Below are 24,446 nucleotides of genomic sequence, written 5' to 3' on the forward strand. Positions count from 1 at the left end.
AGGAGCAGCATGAACGAAGTAACTCTTGGACTCGTCGGAGTGGGCCGGATCGGCGCCATGCACGCCCGGAACATCACCGGACTGAATGGGCTTTTGGGGGCGCATGGCACCTCCGTCCACCTCAACCTGACCGACGTCGCCGCGGAGCATGCCCGCTCGCTGGCCGGCGGAATCGGTGCCGGGTTCCTTCCCTCCGTTGAATCCCTGCTCGATTCCGGCATCGACGGGCTGGTCATCGCCACCGGAACCGCCACGCACCCGGACCTGATCAGGGCAGGCGTGGATGCCGGAATCCCGGTGTTTTGCGAGAAGCCGGTGGCGGTCAACGTGGCGGAATCACTGCCCGTGCTTGACCACATCCGGGCCGCCGGCGGCACAGTGCAGATCGGCCACCAGCGCCGGTTCGATCCGGGGTACCTCGCGGCCAAGCGCTCATTCGACGCCGGGGAACTGGGATGGATCCATACGGTCAGGGCCGTCACCTGCGACATGACGCCGCCGCCGGTGGAGTTCCTCGCCACGTCCGGCGGGCTCTTCCGGGACTGCTCCGTCCACGACTTCGACATCCTCCGCTGGATCACCGGAATGGAAATCGTGGAGGTTTATGCCAAAGGGTCCAATAGCGGTGACCGCGCCATCGGTGCCGTCGGCGACGTGGACACCGCGCTGGCAGTGGTGACGTTCGACGACGGCAGCGTGGGAACGGTCTCGGCCACCCGTTACAACGGGGCGGGCCACGACGTCCGGCTGGAACTTCAGGGCTCCGCCGGATCCGTCATGGTGGGGATGGATGAACAGATGGCGGTGACCTCTGCCGAACCGGGCGTGGGTTTCCCTGCCGGGCCACCGCACAGGACGTTCGCCGAGCGGTTCCACACGGCGTACCGGGCTGAGATGGCGGCCTTCGTGGAACTGGTGCAGGGCCGGCGCGAGAACCCCTGCACACCGGAAGACGCCGTGGCCGCGTCCATGGTGGCCGACGCCGCCCAGGCATCGCTGCAGTCCGGGGAGCCGGTGCGCGTCGCGTTCCAGACGGCGGGCTGACGCGGCACGTCCCGGCCGGCACCTGTGGGGACCCGCCCCAAGCCTTTGTGCCAAAGGAAAACACAAGGGCCCGACCGTAGCCTCCCTGCATCCATTAATCGGGGCTGCGGCTGTCCCCACGGTTCGGGAGGGAACACGATGAAAACTTTGCTGCGCGGGGGCGGGCTTCTGGTGCGGCTTGGGGGTGCCGCCGAGGCCCGCCTTGTCCAGGTGCTGCGTCCGGCGGCGATGCCGTCGCTGCGCATTCTGCTTGGCGTCCTCTTCATGTGGTTCGGGGCGCTGAAGGTGGCAGGCGTATCACCGGTTGCGGCGATGGTGGCCGGAACCCTTCCCTGGGCAGACCCGCACATGGCGGTACCTGTGCTCGGTGGAGTCGAGGTGCTGCTCGGTACAGCGGCCGTCACGGGGGTGGGCCTTCGCCTGGCACTTCCGGTCCTTGCGGCGCACCTGTGCGGGACCTTCCTGACCTTCGTGATGCTGCCCGGGCTGATGTTTGTCCAGGGCGATCCGCTGCTTTTGACCGAGGACGGCGAGTTCGTCATGAAGAATCTCGTCCTCATCGGCGCCACCCTGGCCCTGATCGCGCATGCTCCCGCCAGGTCACGGAGCCGGGGCTTGGGTCGGCGGCTGCCGACACCCTCCCGTGCGGCCATTCAGGAATAGGGCGGCGTCCAGAAAGAGGGCTGCCGGCCCTAGCCCACGATTTCGCGTACCAGTTTTGCCGTCTGCCGGAACGAGATGTTGGGCATGTACGCCTCTGTGACGGCGCGGCCGATGCGCGGCAGCCACAGCGGGTCCTGGTACAGCATGTAGAGCGTCCGGTGCCTGGGCCGGAACCGCGCCTTGAACGCTGCCAGGGACCGGAATCCGTAAACGGGCTCGAGTCCGCTGCCCAGCAAGTTCAGGAACCGGCCCAGCGCGTCCCCTTCCGCGGAGACTGCCGTGGCCGCTCCGGCCGCCGGGCCGGAGCTGACCAGCGGCGAGCCAGAGAGCGATATGACGTCCAGGGTCTCCTTGAAGTGAATGACGGCCGAGGCGATCAGAAACTCCATGACGCCCGGAAAGGAGTCGCGGCTCCGCCTCATGAAATCCAGGGTCCGGCTGACGAGGCGTGCGCTCTCGAACACCGGAAGCCAACTGGTCACGCCATGCACTGTGCCCTCTGTGTCCACGGCCAGGCACAGCAGGACGTCGTCGTCCTTCAGTTCTTCCAGGCTGCCCAGGGTGAAGCCCATTTCCGGCAGGGCCTTGTCCGCCACCCAGGCTTCGGAGATCTCGTGGACCTGCGACCGCAGGCTGCCGGGCAGCTCACCGTAGGTTGACCAGAGCACGGCGATACCCAGCTTCCGCGCCTTGTTGATCGCGGTTCGGACGTTCTGCCACTCCTTGCCCTTGAACTCGATTTCACGGATGGGCAGCAGCGTCTCCTCGGCAACGGCGACCCGCCGGTAGCCCAGCTTCCCCAGGTGTTCCCACTGGTCATCGGCCACGGAATACCAGCACGGTGCCAGGGAGTGGGCCGCGCAAAAGCGGGTGAACTCTTCTGCGGCCGCATACGCGTCGGCGGGGTCCCCGAAGGGACCGCCCACGGTGACGGCAACATTGAAGTGGACCTGGTAAGCGATCCCCGCCGTCCCGGCGTCGTTGAACCAATAGCGGTTATTGGGCCACAGGGCCATCCAGGACAAGGATCCGCCGCCCAGCCGGACGAGATCTTTGGCCAGGGCCTGGTCCGTCTCCTGGCGCGAATCCCTGAGCCTGCGGCTGAGGAAGAGTGCGAGGACGCTGATCATGGCGACCAGCCAGAAGGCGGCGCCGCCAAAGCTGAAAAGCAGGGTGGAGAAGAAACCGTGCGGATACACCGACACGGAATAGCGGAAGGAAAACGGGTACGGCAGGAACATCCTGGGAAGCGTGGTGACCAGCGCCAGCAGCCCTGCGCGGCGGTGATAGTTGTCCTCCGCGAACCAGGCGATCACGTATCCGAGGACAAACACCGCGAACAGGGACGGGAGCAGGACCATCGTCCGGCGCCGCAGCGCGGGGTCCGGGTCGACAATGAAGTGCCGACGGCTGGCGAACAGCAGGGCTGCGATGACGAACGGGACCAGCACCACCGGCAGCACTTCGACGATCGCCGAGTCCACGGAAAGGACGCGGCCGCCGGTGCGCATGTAGGTTCCGAACAGCGAGAAGAGCTGCAGGTGCAGGGCGGACAGTACTGCGATCACCAGATGCACGCCGATTGTGAGCCAGAGCGCCAGGCGGCTTCCCCGCCGGAGGCCTTCCGCGCACACGAGGAGCATCAGGAAGGGCACCAGCGACAAGGCGACGCCGCCCGGCCCGTTGAGGCCGGGACTGTGGATCACCTGCGCGCAGCTGAGGTCGATTGCGGCCCGGCAATTGGCCTGCAGCTGGCCAATGGTGGGGATCGGATTGACGATGAGGTCCCGGAGCACCGCCAGCGGACCCGACGGGGCCTGTGCGAGGGCCGCCATGGCCGGGCCGGCCGCGAAGACAGCCACGGTCATGGACAGCAGCGCCCTGGTTTCCCTGCTGGACGAGCGGGTGAAATGGGCTGAGAGGCGCGAGGCCCGCGCCGTGTGGCGGTGCATGATCTGGCCCAGAGCCAGCCCGCACAGCAGGCCCAGGAAGGCGTCCAGCGACTGCGGGTGCCCGACGTACAGGAGAAGCATCAGCGTTACGGCGACGGCCACCGAACGCAGGCGCCGGCGCCACAGCGCACTGACAAGCGGACTGGCGGCCATCGCCGCGGCGAGCGCGCCGGCATAGGGGCCGAGGACGCCCGCCTGCTTCATGCTGGCCAGCCAGTCGCTGCCGAGCGCGGAGCCCGCCTGGACCACGGCGAAGTACAGCACCAGGGCACCAAGATGGCCGCCGAGGAAGGCCGCCGCTGCCCGCCAGGTGCCCATCGTGGATTCGGCGAACCCCACGGCGGCGAGGATGACGGCGCTCGCCAGCAGGTAGGATGCCAGGTTTCCGGTGAAGAAAATGGCGAAGAACGGGGCCCGGAAGTCGCCCTGGCCGGCAGCGAACATGGCCGGGGCCAACGCCTGCCGGATTCCGGCCGGCGGACCGGCGGTCACTGCATGCGATGCGACGGCGGCAGTCCACATCGTGATGGTGAGGCACGATGCGAGGGGAATCCTGAGGAGCAGGCGCCCCAACGCCAGCAGCCGCACGGGCCGCCCGGGCAGGGTTTCGCCCGCGGTCTTCACGGGACCAGCCCCATGGGCTTTGCCAGGAAGCCCAGTGCCTGCGGCATCGAGTCCAGGACCACTTTCCAGGAGTGACCCGCGTCCGGAATGATGGCAGTCCTGACGTGTATCCCGGCCTTTACGGCGGCGGCCGACAGCACGAGGGCGTTGTCCCGGAACTCGCTGTCATCGCCGCCCGCCGCGAAATAACCGTAGCTGTCCGGGTAATGCCGCCGGGCAAGCAAGGTCAGCGGCACCTCTGCCGTGAACGCAGCCAGGTTTCCCGCAAACGCCAGGTCCGCGGTCTCCTGCCGGGAGACGGCGAGGGCAGGTTCGCGCTCGCCGGCAAAACTCATGAAGTTCGGGTAGACCCCGGGATGCCGGGTGGTCATCTGGACAGCGCAGGTGCCGCCGAAGGAGAAGCCGCCCACTGTCCAGTGACGCGGATCGGAGTCGACGTCGAGGTTGTGCTTGATCCAGGCGGGCACATCCACGCTCATGTACGTATCGGTCTTGGCGAGGGTGGTGTCCATGCACATGGTGTTCCCGTCCTCGGTGCCGTTCGGGTCCGGGATGACCACCACCGGTGCCAGCCCGTGGTGGGCAGCGGCGAACTGGTTCATCATCTGGACCAGATTCCCGCTGACAGCCCAGACTCCCGGCCAGCCCGGCTGGCTGCCGACCAGGACCAGGACCGGAAGCTTTGGCCGGTTTTTCACCAGATAGGCGGGCGGCAGGTAGATATGCGCGTGGCGGCCGTGAAAGCCCGAAACGGTGCCCGGGATTTCAGCGTGGCGCATGACGCCGGACGCGGCCAGGTTAAGGGGCTTGTGCCAGCGCTCATAGACGGGCGAGGTCTCGAAGGATGCGGCGTCACCGTGCTTTTCCAGCGCCGATTCCAGGGGCAGCAGCGTGGACGAGGACTTCCCGAGCAGGGTGCCCACCGTCGGCATGAAACCAAAGTAGGCGTTGACCTGCAGTCCGCACAGGGTCAGGACAACGAGCGCGGCAACCGGTGCGGCCAGGGTGCGCAGAAGGCGGCCCCGGACCATGTTGCCGACGGCGGCCGCGGCGGCGAAGACGCCCAGCCCGGTCCAGGCGACAACTTCCGGGGGAAGGTCCTCCGGCCAAACATAGAACGCGTGGACCAGCAGCCATGCCAGGCCAAAGCAGGCTGCCAATGAGGCGCCCAGCGTTATCGCAGCGAAAATCCACCAGCGCCGGCGCCTGCGGAGCAGCAGGAATCCAAGCGAAAGGGTGCTGAGCACCCAGATGGTGCTGGGGAACCAGCCCTCCAGGAGACTGATGGAATACAGCCACGTCGACAACAGAATCCTCCTGTTTGCTGTGCAGGCGGGTACACCATAGCCCCCTAGCCTGAAGCTTTGCTGGGGGTCCAAGCCGGCGCCCAGAAAGCATTCAGGAAGCTGTAAGGCTCCGCCCATACCCTCCCTACAGGGGGTACACAAGGAGCCGCGATGCATTTGTTGGACCTCAACATTCTTCAAAAACCCCTGCTGGCCACGTTTGATGCAGCAAGCCTTCTTGCCGTGCTCTACCTCCTGGCCAGGCCAGGGCTGGCGCGGCTCCGCACTGCGGGGCTGGCAGTTGCCGGCGGCGTCGCAGCCGGGGTTATCACCCTCCTCATCTGCGAGGCATGGCTCAACATCTTCGGCTTGCCCCTGGACACGGACACCCGCGCCTGGGTCGTAGCCGCCTTCGGCGGCGTTGCCCTGGCCATGGCCAACCTTTGGCGCACACGCTGGTGGCGCAAGATTGCCGCCGTGGCCGCCGTCGCGCTCTTTATTTCGACGGCGGCCCTGGGCGTCAATGCCGCCTACGGCCTGAACACCACGCTGGGCGCCCTCCTGGGAGTCAACACCGCCAGCCACCTTGCGCTGCCGAGGCTGAACCCGAAGCCGGTGTCCCTGCAGCCGCTGTGGAAGACCTGGAAGGAGCCGGCGGGGATGCCGGCGTCGGGCCGGAGCGGCGCTGTGACCATTCCGGCCACCGCATCGGGTTTCCATGCCCGGGACGCCCACCTGTACCTGCCGCCGGCCGCGCTGGTCCCCAATCCGCCGGAACTGCCCGTCCTCGTCATGATGATGGGCCAGCCCGGCGGACCGGAGCAGGACAAGTCGTCGGTCAGGGAACTCAACGCGCTCGCCCGGCAGAACCATGGCCTCGCCCCGATCACGCTGACCATCGACCAGCTCGGCAACCCCTTCAGCAACCCCGTCTGTGTCGACTCCGACATGGGCAAGGTCTACACCTACGTCACCCGGGACGTGGTCAGCTACATCCGCAGGAACCTGAACGTGGATCCGCGGCGGACCGAGTGGGCGGTGGGCGGCTACTCGAACGGCGGCGAATGCGCGCTGTCCTTTGGCGCCAAGCGTCCGGACCTGTTCGGCACGATTCTCGACATATCCGGCGAGCTGAAGCCGCTCAACGGCACCGAGGCGCACACCGTGAGCGTCATCTTCAAGGGCAACCACGAGGCCTTCGCCGCCGAAGAGCCGGCCAACATCATGAAAGCCCGCAGGTATCCGGATGAACTCGCCATCTTTACCAGCGGATCCCTCGACCGGGTGTACGGGCCGCAGGCGGAGGCGGCCGCGCAGGACGCCCAAGAGGCGGGGATGAGGACCCGCAGCTTTGTGGGCAACGGTGTGGGCCACCGCGGTGATGCCCTCGACTTCGGTGTCCGGACGGGTCTGCCGCTGCTGTATCCCCGCTTCGGGCTCACCGCCGGTCCCGCCGCGCCAGGCTGACGCAGCCCTGTCAGTACTGGATCTTCTCGGTCCTCCCGGTGCGCAGGGACAGCGTTGCCGCTTCAGCGATCGCTTGTGCCTTCAGGCCATCCTCGAGCGACGGCGCAACGGCTGAACCGCCGTCGGCCGCTGTTCCGTTCTCCAGCGCGGCCACAAAGTGGCCCAGCGCGGCGGCGTAGGTTGGCTGCACACGCTCGAACCAGCCGGCGTGCATGCCGTCGGCCACGACCTTCCCCGAGTGGTAGCGGGAAACGGCCCCGGTACGGTGCCGGCCGGCCTCGGCCATGCCCCCGGACCCCATGACTTCGATCCGTTCGTCATACCCGTAGCCCGTGCGGCGGGCACAGTCGATCTGGACCAGCGCGCCGCCGGGCAGCCGGAGGGACACCACTGACGTGTCCACGTCGCCGTACTCGGCCAGCCGCGGCTCGGCGAGGGCTGAGCCGGTTGCGAAGACCTCAACGGGGTCCGTCCCTGTCAGCCAGCGGACCAGGTCGAAGAAGTGCACTGTCTGGTCGCGCATCTGGCCGCCCGATGTGGCGATGTAGGGGAGCGGCGGCATCGCCGGGCCGCGGCTGGTGAGCTGGATGAGCTCCACCGCGCCGATTTCGCCGGCATCGACGATCCGTTTGAGCTCGGCGTAGTCACGGTCGAAGCGGCGGTTGAAGTCCACCATGACCGGCACGGCGTGCCGGGCGGCAACGGCCGCAGTCTCCCGCGCCTGCCCAACGTCCAGGTCGATCGGTTTTTCGCACAGCACCGCCAAACCGGCCTCGGCGGCACGGCGCAGGTGCGCGGCATGGGTGTCGGTGGAGGAGGCGATGAACACCGCGTCGATGGCCGCGGAGTCGAACACCTCCGCCAGGTCGGCGGCAGCGCGTGCGCCGTGCGCGGCGGCAAGGGCCTTGGCCCGGTCCTGGTCGACATCGAAGACCAGGCTGAACTCAACGTCCGGGTGGGCTGCGAGGTTGGCGGCGTGCACGGAGCCAATGAAGCCTGCCCCGAGGAGTGCGAAGCGCTGCATGGTCAGACTCCTGCCTTCTCCGCGGCACCTGCCGGGGTCACCCAGGCGGCATCGTGAGCATTCGACGCCGCCACCGCCTCGACGAACCTGACGCCTACGAGGCCGTCGTGTCCCGTCGGAAAGGACAGGTCCCGGGTCTCCGGCAGGGTGCCGTCCCGGCGGGCGCGGAGTTCGGCGGCCAGGTCGCGGTAGAAGTTGGCAAAGTCTTCGAGGAACCCTTCCGGATGGCCCAGCCCCACCCTGGTGAGCCGGGAGGCGTCCTCCGACAGTGTGCTGAGGCCTTCCGTCAGCACCGTGGTGGTCCCGTCGAGGTCCTGGACCCTCAGATGATGCGGGTCCTCATGCTGCCACTCGAGGTTTCCCTTCGTGCCGAAGACGCGGATGCGCAGGCCGTGGTTGTGGCCGGCGGCGGCCATGCTGGCCCACAGCCGGCCCGGAACATCACCGGTGAGCTGCAGTTCGACGGTCGCGTGGTCGAAGACCCGCCGGCCCGGGACCACGGTCTTCAGCCGGCCGGACACCCTCTCGGCCTCGAGCCCGGTGATGTAGCGAAGAAGGTGGAAGCCGTGCGTGCCGAGGTCGCCCACCACGCTGGGGAAGCCCGCGACGTCCGGATCCGTCCGCCAGGTGGCCTGCTTGTGGCCGCCTTGCTCCAGGGGAGTGGCCGCCCAGCCCGAGGCGTGCTCCACGTCCGCGAATGTCACGGTTCCCAGTTGCCCGTCCCGCACCATGCGGGCGGCGTGGCGCACCATGGCGTAGGCGGAGTAGCAGTGCGGAACCGCCAGGACCGCACCATTGTCGGCAGCGATCCGCACCAGTTCGGCCGCGGTCACCGAATCCCGGGTCAGCGGCTTCTCGCACACCACGGAGATGCCGGCCTCGAGAAAGGTCCTGGCGATCTCGAAGTGGCTGTCGTTCGGCGTGGCGACAACCACCACGTCGACGCCGTCCTGCCGGCCCGCTTCGTTTTCCGCCATCTCGCGGTAGTCGGCGTAGTGCCGGTCCGCCGGGATGCCGAGCCGGGACGCGAGGGCGCCGGAACGGACCTGGTCGCGGCCAAAGACGCCGGCCTGCAGGTCGAATTCGCCGTCCAGGCGCATCGCGCGCCGGTGCGTCTTGCCGATGTCTGCGCCTTCGCCGCCCCCAACCATTCCGGCCACCAGCCGCTGTGCGTGCGGTTCACTCATGAGGATCCTCTTTGACTCTTTGGAATTTTCTTGGACCGGTCCATAATCGACGGTAAGAACCTGCTTCGTCAACCCCTTAGGCTGGTACCGGACGGGCAGCACGAGGCTGCCGTGACCCGAAGAGGAGCACCGTGAGCCCATCGTTCCCCAACGGCGGAGTGCCCGTGGCCAAGCCCACGATCCGCGATGTGGCAGACCGGGCCGGCGTGTCCAAGTCGCTCGTCTCGCTGGTTCTGCAGGGTTCCGGGAACGTCAGTGAAGCCCGACGGCGGGCGGTGCTTGAGGCGATGGAAGAACTGGGATACCGGCCCAACAAACTTGCCCGCGGGCTTTCGATGCCACGCACAGGGACCGTTGGTGTCCTGCTCAACGATCTCCGGAACCCCTGGTTCATCGAGCTCCTGGAAGGCCTCTCTGCAGGCCTCCACGCCGCCGGCGTTTCACCTGTCCTTGCCGACTCCTACACGGACCACAGGATCGGCCGCCCGTCCGTTGAGGCGCTGCTGGAGCAACGGATCGACGGCCTGGTGGTGGTGGGAACCACCACGGAGTCCGCTGCGATCCGGACAGCCTCCGGCTCGGTTCCCGTGGTGCTGGCGGGAACCCTTGACCCGGAGTTGCCGCGTGTGGACGTGGTGGTCAACGACGACGCCGCGGGTGCGCGGAAGGCCACCGAGCATCTCATTGCGCTCGGGCACAAACGCATCGCCCATCTCCAGGGCCCCGGCGGAATCGGGCGCCTGCGGCGGGCGGGCTACGAGGAAGCGATGCTGGCGGCCGGCCTGGAGCCGCACACGGTGGCGGGCGGCATGAGTGAGGAAAGCGGCTACAGCGCGGCCCGGACCCTCCTGGCTGCCGCCGCCCCGCCCACGGCGATTTTTGCCTTCAACGACATTGCCTGCATTGGCGTGCTGTCCGCCGCGGCGGACGCCGGCGTGACGGTTCCGGGAGGCATGTCCCTGGTCGGCTATGACAACACGTACCTGGCCCGCATCCGCCACCTGTCCCTGACCTCCGTGGACAACGGCAATCTTGCCGTGGGGGTCCAGGCCGGCAGGTACATCCTGGAGCGGCTGGGCAATCCTGACCTGCCGGGCCGCAAGCACCTGGTCAGCAGCGAGCTGCAGGTCAGGGGTTCCTCCGGCAGCGCGCCGGAGTAGGGTTCTTCCCCCAATGCCGGGGGAGCGGCCAACCCCGGCCAGCGACAATGCCCGGGAAGCAGTGAAGCCCCGCCTTCAGGCCTGTGGCCTTGAAGACGGGGCTTCGGTGGTGCACCCCCCGGGACTTGAACCCGGAACCCATTGATTAAGAGTCAATTGCTCTGCCAATTGAGCTAGAGGTGCATCTGCTGTTTCGTTCATCCGTGGGCTGTTTATTTCCCTCGTTGAGCTCCGCAACGACATGCAACTCTACACGAAGTTTCGGCTACGGCAACTCGGACATCGCGCGCGGCCGCACCGCAGTCATTCCGGGAACGACGAAGCCCCGCCTTCGGGCTTGTGGCCTTGAAGGCGGGGCTTCGGTGGTGCACCCCCCGGGACTTGAACCCGGAACCCATTGATTAAGAGTCAATTGCTCTGCCAATTGAGCTAGAGGTGCATCTGCTGTTTTGTTCATCCGTGGGCTGTTTATTTCCCTCGTTGAGCTCCGCAACGACATGAAACTCTACACGAACTTTCGGCCGGTGTGAAATCCGGGCGGCCGGGCGGTGCCACTTAGCGTGGAAGCCGAAAAATCAGCGCGGAATCAGGGTTTTGGTTGTTGCTGAGCGCCCATAAATCCCCGTTCGGGGCCAGTGCAACGTTCCTGATCCGCCCAAACTGCCGCGTGAAATAGGCCACAGGGTTGCCGGCGTTTTCACCATCGAGCGGGACGGCCCAGATGCGCTGACCCCTCAGCGCGCCGAGATAGGCGGTGCTGCCAACGATTTCGAGGCCGCTGGGCGATGAGTCTGCTGTCGATGGCCAGACAACCTTGGCGTCAATAAAGCCATCCCGGTGTGGTGCCCCCGTGACCTCCGGCCACCCATAGTTTCCGCCGGGCCGGATCAGGTTGAGTTCGTCATTGACGTCCGGGCCGAACTCGCTGGCCCACAGCCGGCCCTGGCTGTCCCAGGCCAAACCCTGGACATTCCTGTGGCCAAGGCTGTACACGGGGTTGTTCGGGAAGGGATTGCCGGGCGCAGGGGCGCCGTCCCTGGTCAGCCGCAGGATCTTTCCGCCCAGGGCGTTCCGGTCCTGCGGCTGCTCCCGGCGCTGCGAATCGCCCGTGCCCACATAGAGGAACCCGTCCGGGCCGAAGCGGATCCTGCCGCCGTTGTGTGTGGAGGCTTTGGGCATGCCGGAAAAGATCACCTCCGGCGCACCCAGCCGGAGGCCGCCGCCGGCTGTGCCGGTGCCTTCCAGGCGCATGCGCGCGATCCGGTTGTCATCGGCTGCGGTGAAGTAGGCGTAGAGATAGTGGTCCGTGGCGAAGTCCGGCGACAATGCCAGGCCCATCAGCCCGCCCTCGCCGCCGGGAACGACGCCGGGAACGGAGCCGATGGTGCTGAGCCTGCCGTCGGTCACGGATTTGAGCAGGGCGGTATCGCGTTCGGAGATGACGGCCGTGCCGTCCGGCAGGAAGACCGTCGACCACGGAATCGTCAGGCCCTCGATCCTGCTCTGCAGTTCAGGTGCCCGCGGAGACGAGGGAGCCGCACCGGTACCCGGGGTGCCAGTACCGGAAGGGCCCGTCCCCTGAGTGCCGGTGCCCGGCGTGGACGTCGCGGTTGCCCCGCCCGCCGTCGGTCCGGTGCTGCCCGGGGCGGGAGGACCGCCGTCGCCCGTGCAGCCGGAGAGCGCCAACGCCAGGGACAGGGACAACGCCAGGGCGGAAAGCGGGAGGGCGGGCCCTGCCGGGGGCATGGCGGCGTTAGCGCCGGGACCGGCGCGGCGCGCGGAACCCGGCAGCCTCGGCGTGCGCCGGGGAAAGGAACCAGACCTCGGCCCTGGCGTCGTCGTAGCCGGCGCTGTCTTCGTCGTAATAGGTCATGGCGCTGACATCACCCTTGACGGCGTACCCCTCCGGGGCGCTCCCGTCTGCTGCCGGAGCGGCCGAACCCTCGCCGTAGGGCTCCCCGGCCGCGGTTTGCGCGTCCTCGCCGGCGGCCTGCCTGTGGGGGATGGGCTGTTCGCCGAAACCCCGTTCCGCGCCGAAGCCCTGTTCGAGGTGGTGAGGTTGCGGTTCGCGGTAATGGGGCTGGGCCTCGTGGCTGGCCCCGGCTTCCGTGGCTGCGGAGGACTGGATCCGCTGCTGGGTTTCAGCCTCGGCGTCCAGGGATTCGGCCGCGGCCGATTCCGCGCCCGGCAGGGTAGGGGCGTGCGGGTCCGTGTACTCGGCGTGGTGGGTTGGGGTGGCGGGCTGCGCCTGCGCCTGCTGGGCGGAACTGCCTGCTTCTGCCGTCCCGGTTTCGGCACTGCCGGCATCCGACCACTGGGCGTCCCACTCTGCTTTGTCGCCGTCGTCGTCCCAGTCGTCAACATCGCCTCCGGCGGACCGCGCTGCGGACGGGCGGGCGGTGGCGGCCTCCCAGGATTCGATGTCCGGCTCCACGTCCTCGGGGTCCGGGCGCGTGGCTGCGGGGGCTGCCTGGCCCGCCGGCGGCGAGGCTTCCGCGGCTGCCGGCCGTGCATCCGGTTCCGTCTGGCGGCCCGTTTCCGGCACGGTCCGGGTGGTGCCCGATGCCGGTCCCGCTGCCGCCGCAGAAGCGGCCGGCGGCGTCCCTTCCGTCCGGGTGGATGCTGCGGTTCCGGCCGGCGAAGCCGCCTGCTCGGTCCGGGCCGCGTCCGCTGCCGTTCCCCGCGAGTTCCGGTTCAGCAGCCACCAAACGATGGCGATGATCAAAACGATGACAATGACCCAGATAATCCACTCCATAGCAAAGCCTTTCATCCGTCACACGAGGTTGCCGTTGCTTGACGGTACGTCGCTGTCAATAGGGCTGTCTAGGCTTGTCAACGCCAGTCGGGGAGCGGGAAGGCGCGAGCTCTGTTCCAGAATGTGAGACGGAAGTCCACTATTTGATCGGAATTTTCCGGCAAATGTGCGGAAGGGGCCGTTTCCGGTCACTGGCAGCCTGTCCGGAGTCATAGACTTTGACCCATGAGTGAGGACACGCTGAACGCAACCGGCAACAAGCCTGACATCAAACCCCGGAGCCGGATTGTCACTGACGGCATTCACGCGGCTCCGGCGCGTGGAATGTTCCGGGCCGTCGGCATGGGCGACGACGACTTCGCCAAGCCCCAGATCGGCGTCGCGAGCTCCTGGAACGAAATCACTCCCTGCAACCTGTCGCTGAACCGGCTGGCCCAGGGCGCCAAGGAAGGCGTCCACGCCGGCGGCGGGTTCCCGATGCAGTTCGGCACCATCTCCGTTTCCGACGGCATCTCCATGGGTCACGAGGGCATGCACTTCTCCCTGGTCTCCCGCGAAGTCATCGCCGATTCCGTGGAAACCGTCATGCAGGCGGAGCGCATCGACGGCTCCGTGCTCCTGGCCGGCTGCGACAAGTCCCTTCCGGGCATGCTCATGGCAGCCGCGCGCCTCGACCTCGCCAGCGTCTTCCTGTACGCCGGCTCCATCATGCCCGGCTGGGTCAAGCTGGAGGACGGCTCGGAAAAGGAAGTCACCCTGATCGACGCCTTCGAAGCTGTCGGCGCGTGCGCCGCCGGCAAGATGAGCATGGAAGACCTCACGCGCATCGAGAAGGCCATCTGTCCCGGCGAAGGCGCCTGCGGCGGCATGTACACCGCCAACACCATGGCCTGCATCGGTGAGGCCCTGGGCATGTCCCTTCCCGGCTCCGCCGCCCCGCCCTCGGCAGACCGCCGTCGTGATGAGTTCGCCCGCAAGTCCGGCGAGGCAGTCGTGAACCTGCTGCGCCAGGGCATCACGGCCCGCGACATCATGACCAAGAAGGCCTTCGAGAACGCCATTGCCGTCACCATGGCCTTCGGCGGCTCCACCAACGCCGTTTTGCACCTCCTGGCGATCGCCCGCGAGGCAGAGGTCGAACTGACCCTGGACGACTTCAACCGCATCGGCGACAAGATCCCGCACCTGGGCGACCTCAAGCCGTTCGGCCGCTACGTCATGACCGACGTCGACAAGATCGGCGGCGTGCCGGTGATCATGAAGGCGCTGCTCGACGCCGGCCTGCTGCACGGCGACTGCCTCACTGTTACGGGCAAGACGGTCGCGGAAAACCTCGAGGCCATCAACCCGCCGGACGTCGATGGCAAGATCCTGCGCGCGCTGGACAACCCGATCCACAAGACCGGCGGCATCACCATCCTGCGCGGCTCCATGGCCCCGGAAGGTGCAGTCGTAAAGACCGCCGGCTTCGACGCCGAGGTCTTCGAAGGCACTGCCCGTGTGTTCGAGCGTGAGCAGGGCGCCCTGGACGCACTCGACAACGGTGAGATCCAGAAGGGCGACGTCGTGGTGATCCGCTACGAAGGCCCCAAGGGCGGTCCGGGCATGCGCGAAATGCTCGCCATCACCGGCGCGATAAAGGGTGCGGGTCTCGGCAAGGATGTCCTGCTGCTCACCGATGGCCGCTTCTCCGGCGGCACCACCGGCCTGTGCATCGGCCACGTTGCCCCCGAAGCGGTCGACGGCGGCCCCATCGCCTTCGTCAGGGACGGCGACCGGATCCGCGTGGACATCGCTGCACGCAGCTTCGACCTGCTCGTTGACGGCGCAGAGCTCGAAGCCCGCAAGGAAGGCTGGGAGCCGCTCCCGGCCAAATTCACCAAGGGCGTCCTGGCCAAGTACGCCAAGCTGGTGCACAGCGCCTCCACGGGCGCTTACTGCGGTTAGAACGTTTCGGCAGGCTCAACCAGCGCACGCTGGCTGGGGCTGCCGAAAATATGGACAATGATGTCCATATGGTGAGATGGCGTGAAGCCTCGTTGACACGTATCTCACCTAGAGGGAAAACTGAACGCATGATCGCATTCGTTACCGTCGGCACCGTCGTCGTACTTACCAAGCGCGTGGCTCCATAGCCCGACTGGTAACGTATTGTCACGCGCAACCCCTCGAAAAGCCGCCAGGCTGAGGGGTTTTTTTATTTTCCGGGCGGGACGGAACGTTCAGTTTTCCTAGCACCACACCAATTCAAGATCCACTAAGGAAGAGTTCGATGAGCAAAGGATCGCCCATCAGCCCCTCGCTGATGGCTTCAAAGTCCGCTGGAGCCGCCAAGGCTCCGGAACGCGTCGACAAGCCGGCGGACGCCGGGGTCGACACTGCTGCAGCCGCCTCTCCTGTCCTTGGGCCGAACAACGTCGTACCCCCGACGGTGATGACCGGCTCAGAAGCAATTGTCCGTTCGCTCGAAGAACTCGGCGTCGACGACATTTTCGGTTTGCCCGGTGGCGCGATCCTGCCCACCTACGACCCCTTGATGGCCTCCAAAATGAACCACGTTCTGGTCCGTCACGAACAGGGAGCCGGCCACGCCGCGCAAGGCTACGCCATGGTCACCGGGCGGGTGGGCGTCTGCATCGCCACCTCCGGTCCGGGTGCCACCAACCTCGTCACCGCCATCATGGATGCGCACATGGATTCCGTTCCGCTCGTGGCCATCACCGGCCAGGTTTCCAGCGGAGTGATCGGCACCGATGCCTTTCAGGAAGCCGACATCGTAGGCATCACCATGCCCATCACCAAGCACTCGTTCCTGGTGACGGACCCCAACGACATTCCGCACGTCATGGCCGAGGCCTTCCACCTCGCCTCGACCGGACGTCCGGGCCCGGTCCTCGTTGACGTCGCCAAGGACGCCCAGCAGGGGCAGATGACCTTCTCCTGGCCGCCCAAGATCGACCTGCCGGGCTACCGCCCCGTGGTCCGCGGCCACAACAAGCAGGTCCGCGAGGCCGCCAAGCTGATCTCGGCCGCCAGCAAGCCCGTACTGTACGTGGGCGGCGGCGTCGTCAAGGCCCACGCCGCGGCCGAACTCCGCGAGCTGGCCGAACTGACCGGCGCCCCCGTGGTCACCACGCTCATGGCCCGCGGTGTCTTCCCGGATTCGCACCCGCAGCACGTGGGCATGCCCGGCATGCACGGCACGGTTTCGGCCGTGACCGCGCTGCAGCAGGCCGACCTGCTGGTGACCCTGGGTGCGCGCTTCGATGACCGCGTCACCGGCGTCCTGAAGACCTTCGCGCCCAACGCCAAGGTCATCCACGCGGACATCGATCCCGCGGAAATCTCCAAGAACCGCACCGCCGACGTTCCCATCGTGGGTTCCGTGAAGGAAATCATTCCGGAACTGACGGAAGCTGTCCGGACCCAGTTCGGCACCACCGGAACCCCGGACCTGGCCAACTGGTGGGCGTTCCTGAACAACCTGAAGGACACCTACCCGCTGGGCTGGACCGAACCCGAGGACGGCCTGACCGCACCGCAGCGCGTCATCGAACGCATCGGCGCACTGACCGGTCCCGAAGGCATCTACGTTGCCGGCGTGGGCCAGCACCAGATGTGGGCTGCGCAGTTCATCAAGTACGAGCGCCCGCACGCCTGGCTGAACTCCGGCGGTGCCGGCACCATGGGCTACGCCGTCCCGGCCGCCATGGGCGCCAAGGTCGGTGAGCCGGACCGCGTGGTCTGGGCCATCGACGGCGACGGCTGCTTCCAGATGACCAACCAGGAACTGGCCACCTGCGCCATCAACAACATCCCCATCAAGGTTGCTGTCATCAACAACTCCTCGCTGGGCATGGTGCGGCAGTGGCAGACCCTCTTCTACGAGGGCCGCTACTCCAACACGGACCTGAACACGGGCCACGAGACCATCCGGATCCCGGACTTCGTCAAGCTCGGCGAGGCCTACGGCTGCGCGTCCTTCCGGTGCGAACGCGATGAGGACATCGACGCAACAATCCAAAAGGCACTGGAGATCAATGACCGCCCCGTGGTCATCGACTTCGTGGTCAGCCCCGACTCCATGGTGTGGCCGATGGTGCCCGCCGGCGTCAGCAACGACCAGATCCAGGTTGCCCGCAACATGACCCCGGAATGGGAAGAGGAGGACTGATCATGAGCCGCCACACACTGTCCGTTCTGGTCGAAGACAAGCCCGGTGTGCTGACCCGCGTGGCCAGCCTCTTCGCCCGCCGCGCCTTTAACATCAATTCCCTGGCCGTCGGCCCGACGGAAGTTCCGGGCATCTCCCGGATGACCGTCGTCGTCGACGCCGACGGTGACCTGATCGAACAGGTCACCAAGCAGTTGAACAAGCTGGTCAACGTGATCAAGATTGTTGAACTGACTTCCGAATCTTCCGTACAGCGCGACCACATCCTGGTCAAGGTACGTGCGGATGCCGCAACTCGTCTGCAGGTGACCCAGGCTGCAGACCTGTTCCGTGCTTCAGTGGTCGACGTCTCCACAGACTCGGTGGTCATTGAAGCAACTGGCCATCCCGAAAAGCTCACGGCACTGCTCTCAGTGCTGGAGCCCTTCGGTATCCGCGAAATTGTGCAGTCCGGCACCTTGGCCGTTGGACGGGGATCCCGCTCCATGAGTGATCGGGCGCTGCGCTCCGCCTAGTCGGAGCGTTCGCCCGCAAACGCAGCACCAGAGACACACATCTACAAAAAATCCACTCAAGAGGAGTTACGCAAGTGACTGAAATGTTTTACGACGACGACGCAGACCTGTCGATCATCCAGGGCCGCAAGGTTGCCATTGTCGGCTACGGCTCCCAGGGCCACGCCCACGCGCAGAACCTGCGCGATTCCGGCGTCGAGGTTGTCATCGCCCTCAAGGAAGGCTCCAAGTCCATCGCCAAGGCTGAGGACGCAGGCTTCCAGGTCAAGAACGTTGCCGACGCCGCCGAATGGGCCGACGTCATCATGATCCTGGCGCCGGACCAGCACCAGCGCTCAATCTTCAACGACTCCATCAAGGACAAGCTGACCCCGGGCAAGGCCCTCGCCTTCGCGCACGGCTTCAACATCCGCTTCGGCTACATCGAGGCACCGGAGGGCGTTGACGTCATCCTGATCGCCCCGAAGGCCCCGGGACACACGGTCCGCCGCGAATTCGAAGCCGGCCGCGGCATCCCGGACATCATCGCCGTGGAGCAGGACGCCTCCGGTTCCGCCTGGGAACTCGCCAAGTCCTACGCCAAGGCCATCGGCGGCACCCGCGCCGGCGTCATCAAGACCACCTTCACCGAAGAGACCGAAACCGACCTCTTCGGCGAGCAGGCTGTCCTGTGCGGCGGCGTGTCCCAGCTGGTCCAGTACGGCTTCGAAACCCTGACCGAAGCCGGCTACCAGCCGCAGATCGCCTACTTCGAGGTGCTGCACGAGCTCAAGCTCATCGTTGACCTCATGTGGGAAGGCGGCATCGCCAAGCAGCGCTGGAGCGTTTCCGACACCGCGGAGTACGGCGACTACGTCTCCGGCCCGCGCGTCATCACCCCCGAGGTGAAGGAAAACATGAAGGCTGTCCTCGCCGACGTCCAGTCCGGTGCCTTCGCCAAGCGCTTCATCGAAGACCAGGACAACGGCGCCGTCGAGTTCAAGGAGCTGCGCGCCAAGGCTGAGCAGCACCCGATCGAGGGCGTTGGCCGCGAGCTCCGCTCCCTGTTCTCCTGGCAGCAGCAGGACGAGGACTACGTCGAAGGCTCCGCAGCCCGCTAAGGCTGCGCCCCTTCCAGCGTGACAGTGAGGCCGGGTTCACACTTAACAATGTGAGCCCGGCCTTTCCGTACGCCTAGACTTTATTTACCCCCAGGACTTCAACGCAGAGGATCAGCTGTGTCAAAACCCGTAGTATTGCTTGCCGAAGAACTTTCGCCCGCCACCATTGAGGCCCTTGGCCCGGACTTCGAAATCCGCCAGACCGACGGCGCCGATCGTTCCCAGCTGCTCTCTGCCATCGAGGACGTTGACGCCATCCTGGTCCGCTCCGCCACCAAGGTGGACGCCGAGGCCATTGCCGCCGCGAAGAACCTGAAGGTCATCGCGCGTGCCGGCGTGGGCCTGGACAACGTGGACATCAAGGCCGCCACCCAGGCCGGCGTTATGGTGGTCAACGCCCCGACGTCGAACATCGTGTCCGCCGCGGAACTGACCGTCGGCCACATCCTGAGCCTTGCCCGCCACATCCCGCAGGCCAGCGCCGCCCTCAAGGACGGCGAGTGGAAGCGCTCCAAGTACACCGGCATCGAACTCTTCGAGAAGAAGATCGGCATCATCGGCCTGGGCCGCATCGGCGCCCTGGTTGCCGCCCGCCTGCAGGGCTTCGACACCGAGATCCTCGCGTTCGACCCCTACATCACCTCCGCCCGCGCCGCCCAGCTCGGCGTGAAGCTCGTCACCCTGGACGAACTGCTCGCGCAGTCCGACTTCATCACCATCCACATGCCCAAGACACCGGAAACGGTCGGCATGCTCGGCGCTGACGCCTTCAAGAAGATGAAGAGCACGGCCTACGTGATTAACGTGGCCCGCGGCGGCCTCGTGGACGAGGAAGCCCTTTACACCGCGCTGCAGGACCGCCAGATCGCCGGCGCCGCCGTGGACGTCTTTGTCCAGGAGCCCAGCACCGACCTGCCGTTCTTCAAGCTGGACAACGTTGTGGTCACCCCGCACCTGGGCGCGTCCACGGACGAGGCACAGGAAAAGGCCGGCGTGTCCGTCGCCAAGTCCGTCCGCCTCGCCCTCGCCGGCGAACTGGTCCCGGACGCCGTGAACGTCGCCGGCGGCGTGATCGCCCCCGACGTCCGGCCGGGCATCCCGCTGATCGAGAAGCTGGGCCGCATCTTCACCGCACTGACCCACGCCTCTGTGACTCAGATCGACGTCGAGGTTGCCGGCGAAATCGCCGCCCTTGACGTGAAGGTCCTGGAGCTCGCCGCCCTCAAGGGGGTCTTCGCCGACGTCGTCACCGAGCAGGTGTCCTACGTCAACGCGCCGGTGATCGCCGAACAGCGCGGCATCAACGTCCGCCTCATCACCACCCCCGAAGCCGAGGACTACCGCAACGTCCTGACGCTGCGCGGCGCCCTGAGCGACGGTGCACAGATTTCGGTGGCCGGCACCCTGACCGGTCCCAAGCAGGTGCAGAAGCTCGTCGGCGTGAACGGCTACGACGTCGAGATCCCCATCAGCGAGCACCTCGTGGTGGTCTCGTACGCCGACCGCCCGGGCGTCATCGGCACCATCGGCCACATCCTGGGCATGAACAACATCAACATCGGCGGTATGCAGGTGGCACGGAACGCGGAGGGCGGCCAGGTCCTGGCGCTGCTCACCATTGACAGCTCCGTCCCACAGCAGGTGCTGGACGCCATCAAGGCCGGCATTGGTGCCGAGATGGTGCGCGAAGTGGACCTCGAGGACTAGTCCGGCGAGCACCGGCCGGCAACGGCCTGGTCCCCAACGCGGGGTGAACTCCACGTCCCCTGGAGTTCACCCCGGCCAAGTATGATTGGCCGGTCTGCGTACAATAGCTAGGTTCGAATTTAAGGATCCAGCCGGCAGGCCGGCCAATACTTTTTGCACGCCCGCAAGGGACACCTCCACACTTCTGCGGTCATCGTGGCGTGCGCACGCAATCCAGGTTTCAGGGAGCCCAATGAACGCCGTCCAGAGGTTCATCAGAAGCAAAGTGCTGCTGCTGACCGCTGCAATTCTCATCTTCGCCATGTGCCTGTCCGTCCTCGTCCAGACCCAGTCGCAGGCAGCGCTGAACCGGACCGTGGACCAGAACTCGCGCGGGCTCTACGACATCCTGGTGCAGGCCAAGGCCGGCTCGGACGGCACGCTCATGCAGCCCGAGATCGCCACCGGCCAGGGCGGCATCAGCTTCGACCAGCTGCAGAAGATCCGGGACCTGTCCGGCACCTCTGTGGCCGCCCCCATCAGCCTGGTCTCGCGCGTGACCCAGAACCTCGAGACCCCGCGCCTGGAGGCCATGGACTACCTGGGCTTCAACGCCGGACTCGTCGGCACCGCGACGGCCGGGCAGCCCGGCGGCACCGACCCCAGCAAGTGGCCGGCAGCCCAGTCGGTGCTGAGCGACACGCCCAAGAAGTACCGCCTCACGGCCAGCGCCACGAGCTCCGACGGATCCTCGCAGCACACCCTCTTCAAGTCCACCGCCGAGGGCACCCTCGGCAAGGGCAAGCTCGTGGAGCAGCAGGTCGAGGGAGGCAACAGCATCCAGATCGCCGGTCCCGACGGCGAGACCGGGATCAAGTTCCCGGCCCCGGCCGGCGGCTCCGAGCACAACCTGTTCAACCTCACTGTTGCCCTGCCCATGGCTCCGGAGGTCACGGAGTCCGTGGTCGCCGTCGACCCCGTCTCCGAGCGTGCCCTGCTGGGCACCTCCGGTGACTTCCTGGCCCCGCTGGAAAAGGCGCCGCCGGCGGACGCCCGCAGCGCCGAGGCCGTTGGCAAGCACCTGGAGAGCCTCTTCACCACCGGCATCGGCATGAAGGAACTCGAGGAAGGCCCGGACTTCCTCGGCGTGAAGCTCAAGTACTGGGCTCCCATCATGACCCAGTACCAGCAGGCCAAGCGCAACGGCCAGCTCACCGAGGACTCCCAGGCCATCCCGCTGATCGTCCGTTCCGGCACGTCGGTTGACCTGAAGTACTCCGTGAAAATCGAGGAGATCGACGACTCCGGAAACGTGGTCAAGGAAGTCGGCACTGCCGAGCGCTCCCTGGACAAGGACTACCTGCCCTTCGTCTCCAAGTCGCCCTTCGCGCTGTCCTGGCCCGGATCCACGGACTACTCCAAGCTGCTCGGCAACTCGGCGAACTTCAGCCGCGGCCTGTACAGCCCCGCCACGTGGAGCACCAACTTCGCCTCCGCCCCCAAGTACACGGACGGCTCCACGGCCGGCAACGGCGCCGAGGACAAGACCGCCACCCCCGGCGAGTGGGTCACCGTGAACCGCCTGCCGGAGAAGAGCGCCACCGGCGAGGCCGTGGACCAGACCCAGCGCAACCCCGTGGACGAGCGGTCCTACCGGGAGAACCTGGAAACGGGCAAGAAGCTGGCCACCCCGCTCGCCATGGTCTATGGCACCTTCGATCCTGCCGCCGTCCAGGAAGCGGCCGGGGACGTCAACCGGCTTCCGCTCGGCGGCTACGATCCCACGCCCATGACGCTGACCAAGGACGCGCAGGGCAAGGACGTTGCGAGCACCGCGCTCAAGCCTTCCCTGAGCGCCACCGGACTCGTCAGCCAGTCGGCCGGCGCCATCACCGACTACTACGGCCTGGCTGCCGCCCGCGGCTACGAGAAGAACGCCTCAGTGATCGATGCCGTCCGAGTCCGTGCCAGCGCCGCCGGCAGCTGGAAGCAGGTCCAGCCTGAGGTGGACAAGCTCGCCGCCGAGATCCGGGACATGGGGCTCGAAGCCACCGTCGTGGCCGGTTCCGCCCGTGAGGACGCCAACATCTTCGTTCCCGGCTACTCCAAGGACGACGCCGGCAAGGAGTCCGCGCTCGGCACCGTCCAGCAGTCGTGGGTCCGGCAGAACGCGGCCGACGCCGTGGCCGGCTCGCTGACGGCGACGAACCTGACGCTGCTGTTCCTCACCCTCTGCGGTGCCGCGCTGCTGACCGGCGCCTCGACCGTCAGCTACGTGCGGCTGCGCCGCAGCGAAGCCGGCACGCTCCGCGCCATGGGCTGGACCCAGCGCCGCATCCGCTCGTGGGTGCTGGAGGAGTTCGCCGTCGGCGCCGCGGCGCTTGCCGTGGCCGGCATCCTGCTCAGCCTGCTGAGCTGGAACATCGCCACCGCCATCGTCTCGGCGTCCGTGCTGGCCCTGTACCTGGGCGCGGCCTTCTTCGCCGCCCAGCAGCTGCGCCACCGCGAGGTGGTCAACCAGGAGCCGCAGCACGACGAGAAGCTCATCGCCGTGGACTCGCCGCTGACCTTCGCGAACCGGCAGCTGAGCACGCACCGCTTCAACGCCATTTCGCTGGCGGTTGCCGTGGGCGTGTTCGGTTCGGCGGTGGGCGGCCTGATCGCCCTGCTGATCGACATTCCGCGCGCCGCCGGCGCCAGCGCCCTCAGCGGCCTCGCTGCCGCCAGCGTAGCGCTGCCGAGCATCGTCCTGGGCCTGTCCGGCGTGGCCGTGGGGCTCCTGCTCACGCTGGTGACCGGGCGCTTCGAGCTGAAGGCCAAGCGCCGGTACCTCGGCACGCTGCAGGCGATGGGCTGGAACCCCGACATGCTGGGCCAGGTCCGCTTCTTCGAGAATGCCCTGGTGGGCGCGGTTGCCGTGCCGCTGGGCATCCTCGGTGCCCTGGGCATCGGCCTTGTTCTTGCCCCCTACGCCGCGCTGTGGGCCGCCGTGGCCGGCCTTGTGGCTGTTCTCTGCTGGATTCCGATTGCAACGAAAGTGGTCAAATGACTAACGACCTGAACCTTCGCCGCGTGCGCGGGAACAATGAGGCTGAAACCCCGGTCCAGACCCGGGCCAACACCATCGTCAAGGAAGCCGACCACGCCACTCCGCTGGAGCTGAGCAACATCACCATCCGCTACGGCGGCGGCAAGAACGGGTCCGACGCCGTCAGCGTCGTCGAGGGCTTTGACCTCACCCTGAACGCGGGGGAGATGCACTGCGTCGCCGGCCGAAGCGGCTCGGGCAAGACCAGCATCCTGACCGTCGGAGCGGGACTGACCCTGCCGACGTCGGGCCGGGTGCTGTGGGAGGGGGAGTCCCTCGAAACCATGTCCGACGACGAGATCGCCGACCGCCGCCGTGCCCTGATCGGCTACGTTGACCAGGGCGGGGCCCTGATCGACGGTATGAGCGCGCTCGAAAACGTGCTCCTCCCGGCGGTACCGGACGGCGAGGTGGAGCAGCGGCGCGAGATGGCCAAGGACCTGCTGGACCTGGTGGGCCTCGGCCGCCGCATGCGGCACCGTCCCGAGCAGCTCTCCGGCGGTGAACGCCAGCGCGTCGCCATCGCCCGTGCCCTGATTCTGGGCACCCGCGTTCTGGTGGTGGATGAGCCGACGGCCAGTCTGGACCGGGCCTCCGCCAACCGCATCATCAGCATCCTGAAGGACACCACGTCCGACGGCATCGCAGTCCTCGTGGCGTCACATGACCACGAACTGGTCCGGCTGAGCGATACGCTGACCGAACTGATCTAGATCCA

General features: G+C 66.9%; 17 protein-coding genes and 2 tRNA genes. 11 read left to right on the forward strand and 8 right to left on the reverse strand.

The annotated features are described in order from the left end of the window. Positions 1 to 9 precede the first annotated feature (9 nt). Both R5O87_RS22690 and R5O87_RS22695 read left to right on the forward strand, forming a co-directional pair. The gene (locus R5O87_RS22690) at positions 10 to 1,044 is read left to right on the forward strand and encodes a Gfo/Idh/MocA family oxidoreductase (RefSeq protein WP_410554997.1); all 1,035 of its coding nucleotides are present in this window, start codon (positions 10 to 12) and stop codon (positions 1,042 to 1,044) included. Between the two features lie 138 nt (positions 1,045 to 1,182). Next, positions 1,183 to 1,707 (forward strand): hypothetical protein, encoded by a 525-nt coding sequence (locus R5O87_RS22695; protein WP_410554996.1) that lies wholly within the window; start codon positions 1,183 to 1,185, stop codon positions 1,705 to 1,707. A 29-nt stretch (positions 1,708 to 1,736) separates the two neighbouring features. Here the strand turns inward: R5O87_RS22695 and R5O87_RS22700 are convergent, their stop codons facing one another. Both R5O87_RS22700 and R5O87_RS22705 read right to left on the reverse strand, forming a co-directional pair. Beyond that, positions 1,737 to 4,283, reverse strand: coding sequence for a bifunctional lysylphosphatidylglycerol flippase/synthetase MprF (locus R5O87_RS22700; RefSeq protein ID WP_410554995.1), 2,547 nt, complete (start codon positions 4,281 to 4,283; stop codon positions 1,737 to 1,739). Next, positions 4,280 to 5,590, reverse strand: a complete 1,311-nt coding sequence (locus R5O87_RS22705) for an alpha/beta hydrolase (RefSeq protein WP_410554994.1) — start codon at positions 5,588 to 5,590, stop codon at positions 4,280 to 4,282. Before R5O87_RS22705 ends, R5O87_RS22700 begins: the two co-directional genes overlap by 4 nt. A 150-nt stretch (positions 5,591 to 5,740) precedes the next feature. Between R5O87_RS22705 and R5O87_RS22710 the strand changes: the two genes are divergently transcribed. Continuing rightward, positions 5,741 to 7,036 (forward strand): alpha/beta hydrolase, encoded by a 1,296-nt coding sequence (locus R5O87_RS22710; RefSeq protein ID WP_410554993.1) that lies wholly within the window; start codon positions 5,741 to 5,743, stop codon positions 7,034 to 7,036. A gap of 10 nt (positions 7,037 to 7,046) precedes the next feature. Here R5O87_RS22710 and R5O87_RS22715 read toward each other — a convergent pair whose 3' ends face one another. Both R5O87_RS22715 and R5O87_RS22720 read right to left on the reverse strand, forming a co-directional pair. Next, positions 7,047 to 8,060, reverse strand: a complete 1,014-nt coding sequence (locus tag R5O87_RS22715; RefSeq protein WP_410554992.1) for a Gfo/Idh/MocA family oxidoreductase — start codon at positions 8,058 to 8,060, stop codon at positions 7,047 to 7,049. Between the two features lie 2 nt (positions 8,061 to 8,062). Further along, positions 8,063 to 9,247 carry a Gfo/Idh/MocA family protein gene (locus tag R5O87_RS22720; protein ID WP_410554991.1) on the reverse strand — a complete coding sequence of 395 codons (1,185 nt, stop codon included), beginning with the start codon at positions 9,245 to 9,247 and terminating at the stop codon, positions 8,063 to 8,065. A 131-nt stretch (positions 9,248 to 9,378) separates the two neighbouring features. On the opposite strand from R5O87_RS22720, the gene R5O87_RS22725 reads away from it, so the two are divergent. After that, positions 9,379 to 10,407 (forward strand): LacI family DNA-binding transcriptional regulator, encoded by a 1,029-nt coding sequence (locus R5O87_RS22725; protein WP_410554990.1) that lies wholly within the window; start codon positions 9,379 to 9,381, stop codon positions 10,405 to 10,407. A 107-nt stretch (positions 10,408 to 10,514) separates the two neighbouring features. On the opposite strand, the gene R5O87_RS22730 is transcribed toward R5O87_RS22725, so the two are convergent. From R5O87_RS22730 to R5O87_RS22745, 4 genes are all read right to left on the reverse strand, one after another. Next, positions 10,515 to 10,590, reverse strand: a tRNA-Lys gene (locus R5O87_RS22730). Between the two features lie 180 nt (positions 10,591 to 10,770). After that, positions 10,771 to 10,846, reverse strand: a tRNA-Lys gene (locus R5O87_RS22735). 116 nt (positions 10,847 to 10,962) lie between these two features. Then, positions 10,963 to 12,153 carry a PQQ-dependent sugar dehydrogenase gene (locus R5O87_RS22740; protein ID WP_410554989.1) on the reverse strand — a complete coding sequence of 397 codons (1,191 nt, stop codon included), beginning with the start codon at positions 12,151 to 12,153 and terminating at the stop codon, positions 10,963 to 10,965. A 7-nt stretch (positions 12,154 to 12,160) separates the two neighbouring features. Continuing rightward, positions 12,161 to 13,165: a sunset domain-containing protein gene (locus R5O87_RS22745; RefSeq protein WP_410554988.1), complete on the reverse strand. Its 1,005-nt coding sequence runs from the start codon at positions 13,163 to 13,165 to the stop codon at positions 12,161 to 12,163. A 225-nt stretch (positions 13,166 to 13,390) separates the two neighbouring features. Between R5O87_RS22745 and ilvD the strand changes: the two genes are divergently transcribed. From ilvD to R5O87_RS22780, 7 genes are all read left to right on the forward strand, one after another. Then, a complete protein-coding gene (gene ilvD / locus R5O87_RS22750) occupies positions 13,391 to 15,112 on the forward strand; it encodes a dihydroxy-acid dehydratase (RefSeq protein ID WP_410554987.1) in 1,722 nt (573 codons plus the stop codon). Positions 15,113 to 15,437: 325 nt separating this feature from the next. Further along, complete coding sequence (locus R5O87_RS22755; protein WP_410554986.1) at positions 15,438 to 17,339, forward strand: acetolactate synthase large subunit; 1,902 nt, start codon at positions 15,438 to 15,440, stop codon at positions 17,337 to 17,339. 2 nt (positions 17,340 to 17,341) lie between these two features. Beyond that, a complete protein-coding gene (gene ilvN, locus R5O87_RS22760; RefSeq protein ID WP_003801493.1) occupies positions 17,342 to 17,854 on the forward strand; it encodes an acetolactate synthase small subunit in 513 nt (170 codons plus the stop codon). A gap of 74 nt (positions 17,855 to 17,928) precedes the next feature. Next, positions 17,929 to 18,954 carry a ketol-acid reductoisomerase gene (ilvC, locus tag R5O87_RS22765; protein WP_410554985.1) on the forward strand — a complete coding sequence of 342 codons (1,026 nt, stop codon included), beginning with the start codon at positions 17,929 to 17,931 and terminating at the stop codon, positions 18,952 to 18,954. Positions 18,955 to 19,071: 117 nt separating this feature from the next. Next, positions 19,072 to 20,661 carry a phosphoglycerate dehydrogenase gene (gene serA, locus R5O87_RS22770; RefSeq protein WP_410554984.1) on the forward strand — a complete coding sequence of 530 codons (1,590 nt, stop codon included), beginning with the start codon at positions 19,072 to 19,074 and terminating at the stop codon, positions 20,659 to 20,661. A gap of 232 nt (positions 20,662 to 20,893) precedes the next feature. Continuing rightward, complete coding sequence (locus R5O87_RS22775; RefSeq protein WP_410554983.1) at positions 20,894 to 23,689, forward strand: ABC transporter permease; 2,796 nt, start codon at positions 20,894 to 20,896, stop codon at positions 23,687 to 23,689. Next, positions 23,686 to 24,441, forward strand: a complete 756-nt coding sequence (locus R5O87_RS22780; protein WP_410554982.1) for an ABC transporter ATP-binding protein — start codon at positions 23,686 to 23,688, stop codon at positions 24,439 to 24,441. Before R5O87_RS22775 ends, R5O87_RS22780 begins: the two co-directional genes overlap by 4 nt. Positions 24,442 to 24,446 lie beyond the last annotated feature (5 nt).

The sequence above is a fragment of the Arthrobacter globiformis genome (assembly GCF_046536215.2).
GTDB lineage: Bacteria > Actinomycetota > Actinomycetes > Actinomycetales > Micrococcaceae > Arthrobacter > Arthrobacter globiformis_E.

Bases quoted from the DNA above. Each gene is read 5' to 3' on its own strand.
- R5O87_RS22690 (WP_410554997.1), top strand. From the start codon at position 10: ATGAACGAAGTAACTCTTGGACTCGTCGGAGTGGGCCGGATCGGCGCC.
- R5O87_RS22695 (WP_410554996.1), top strand. From the start codon at position 1,183: ATGAAAACTTTGCTGCGCGGGGGCGGGCTTCTGGTGCGGCTTGGGGGT.
- R5O87_RS22710 (WP_410554993.1), top strand. From the start codon at position 5,741: ATGCATTTGTTGGACCTCAACATTCTTCAAAAACCCCTGCTGGCCACG.
- R5O87_RS22715 (WP_410554992.1), bottom strand. From the start codon at position 8,060: ATGCAGCGCTTCGCACTCCTCGGGGCAGGCTTCATTGGCTCCGTGCAC.
- R5O87_RS22720 (WP_410554991.1), bottom strand. From the start codon at position 9,247: ATGAGTGAACCGCACGCACAGCGGCTGGTGGCCGGAATGGTTGGGGGC.
- R5O87_RS22740 (WP_410554989.1), bottom strand. From the start codon at position 12,153: ATGCCCCCGGCAGGGCCCGCCCTCCCGCTTTCCGCCCTGGCGTTGTCC.
- R5O87_RS22745 (WP_410554988.1), bottom strand. From the start codon at position 13,165: ATGGAGTGGATTATCTGGGTCATTGTCATCGTTTTGATCATCGCCATC.
- ilvD (WP_410554987.1), top strand. From the start codon at position 13,391: ATGAGTGAGGACACGCTGAACGCAACCGGCAACAAGCCTGACATCAAA.
- R5O87_RS22755 (WP_410554986.1), top strand. From the start codon at position 15,438: ATGAGCAAAGGATCGCCCATCAGCCCCTCGCTGATGGCTTCAAAGTCC.
- ilvN (WP_003801493.1), top strand. From the start codon at position 17,342: ATGAGCCGCCACACACTGTCCGTTCTGGTCGAAGACAAGCCCGGTGTG.
- R5O87_RS22775 (WP_410554983.1), top strand. From the start codon at position 20,894: ATGAACGCCGTCCAGAGGTTCATCAGAAGCAAAGTGCTGCTGCTGACC.
- R5O87_RS22780 (WP_410554982.1), top strand. From the start codon at position 23,686: ATGACTAACGACCTGAACCTTCGCCGCGTGCGCGGGAACAATGAGGCT.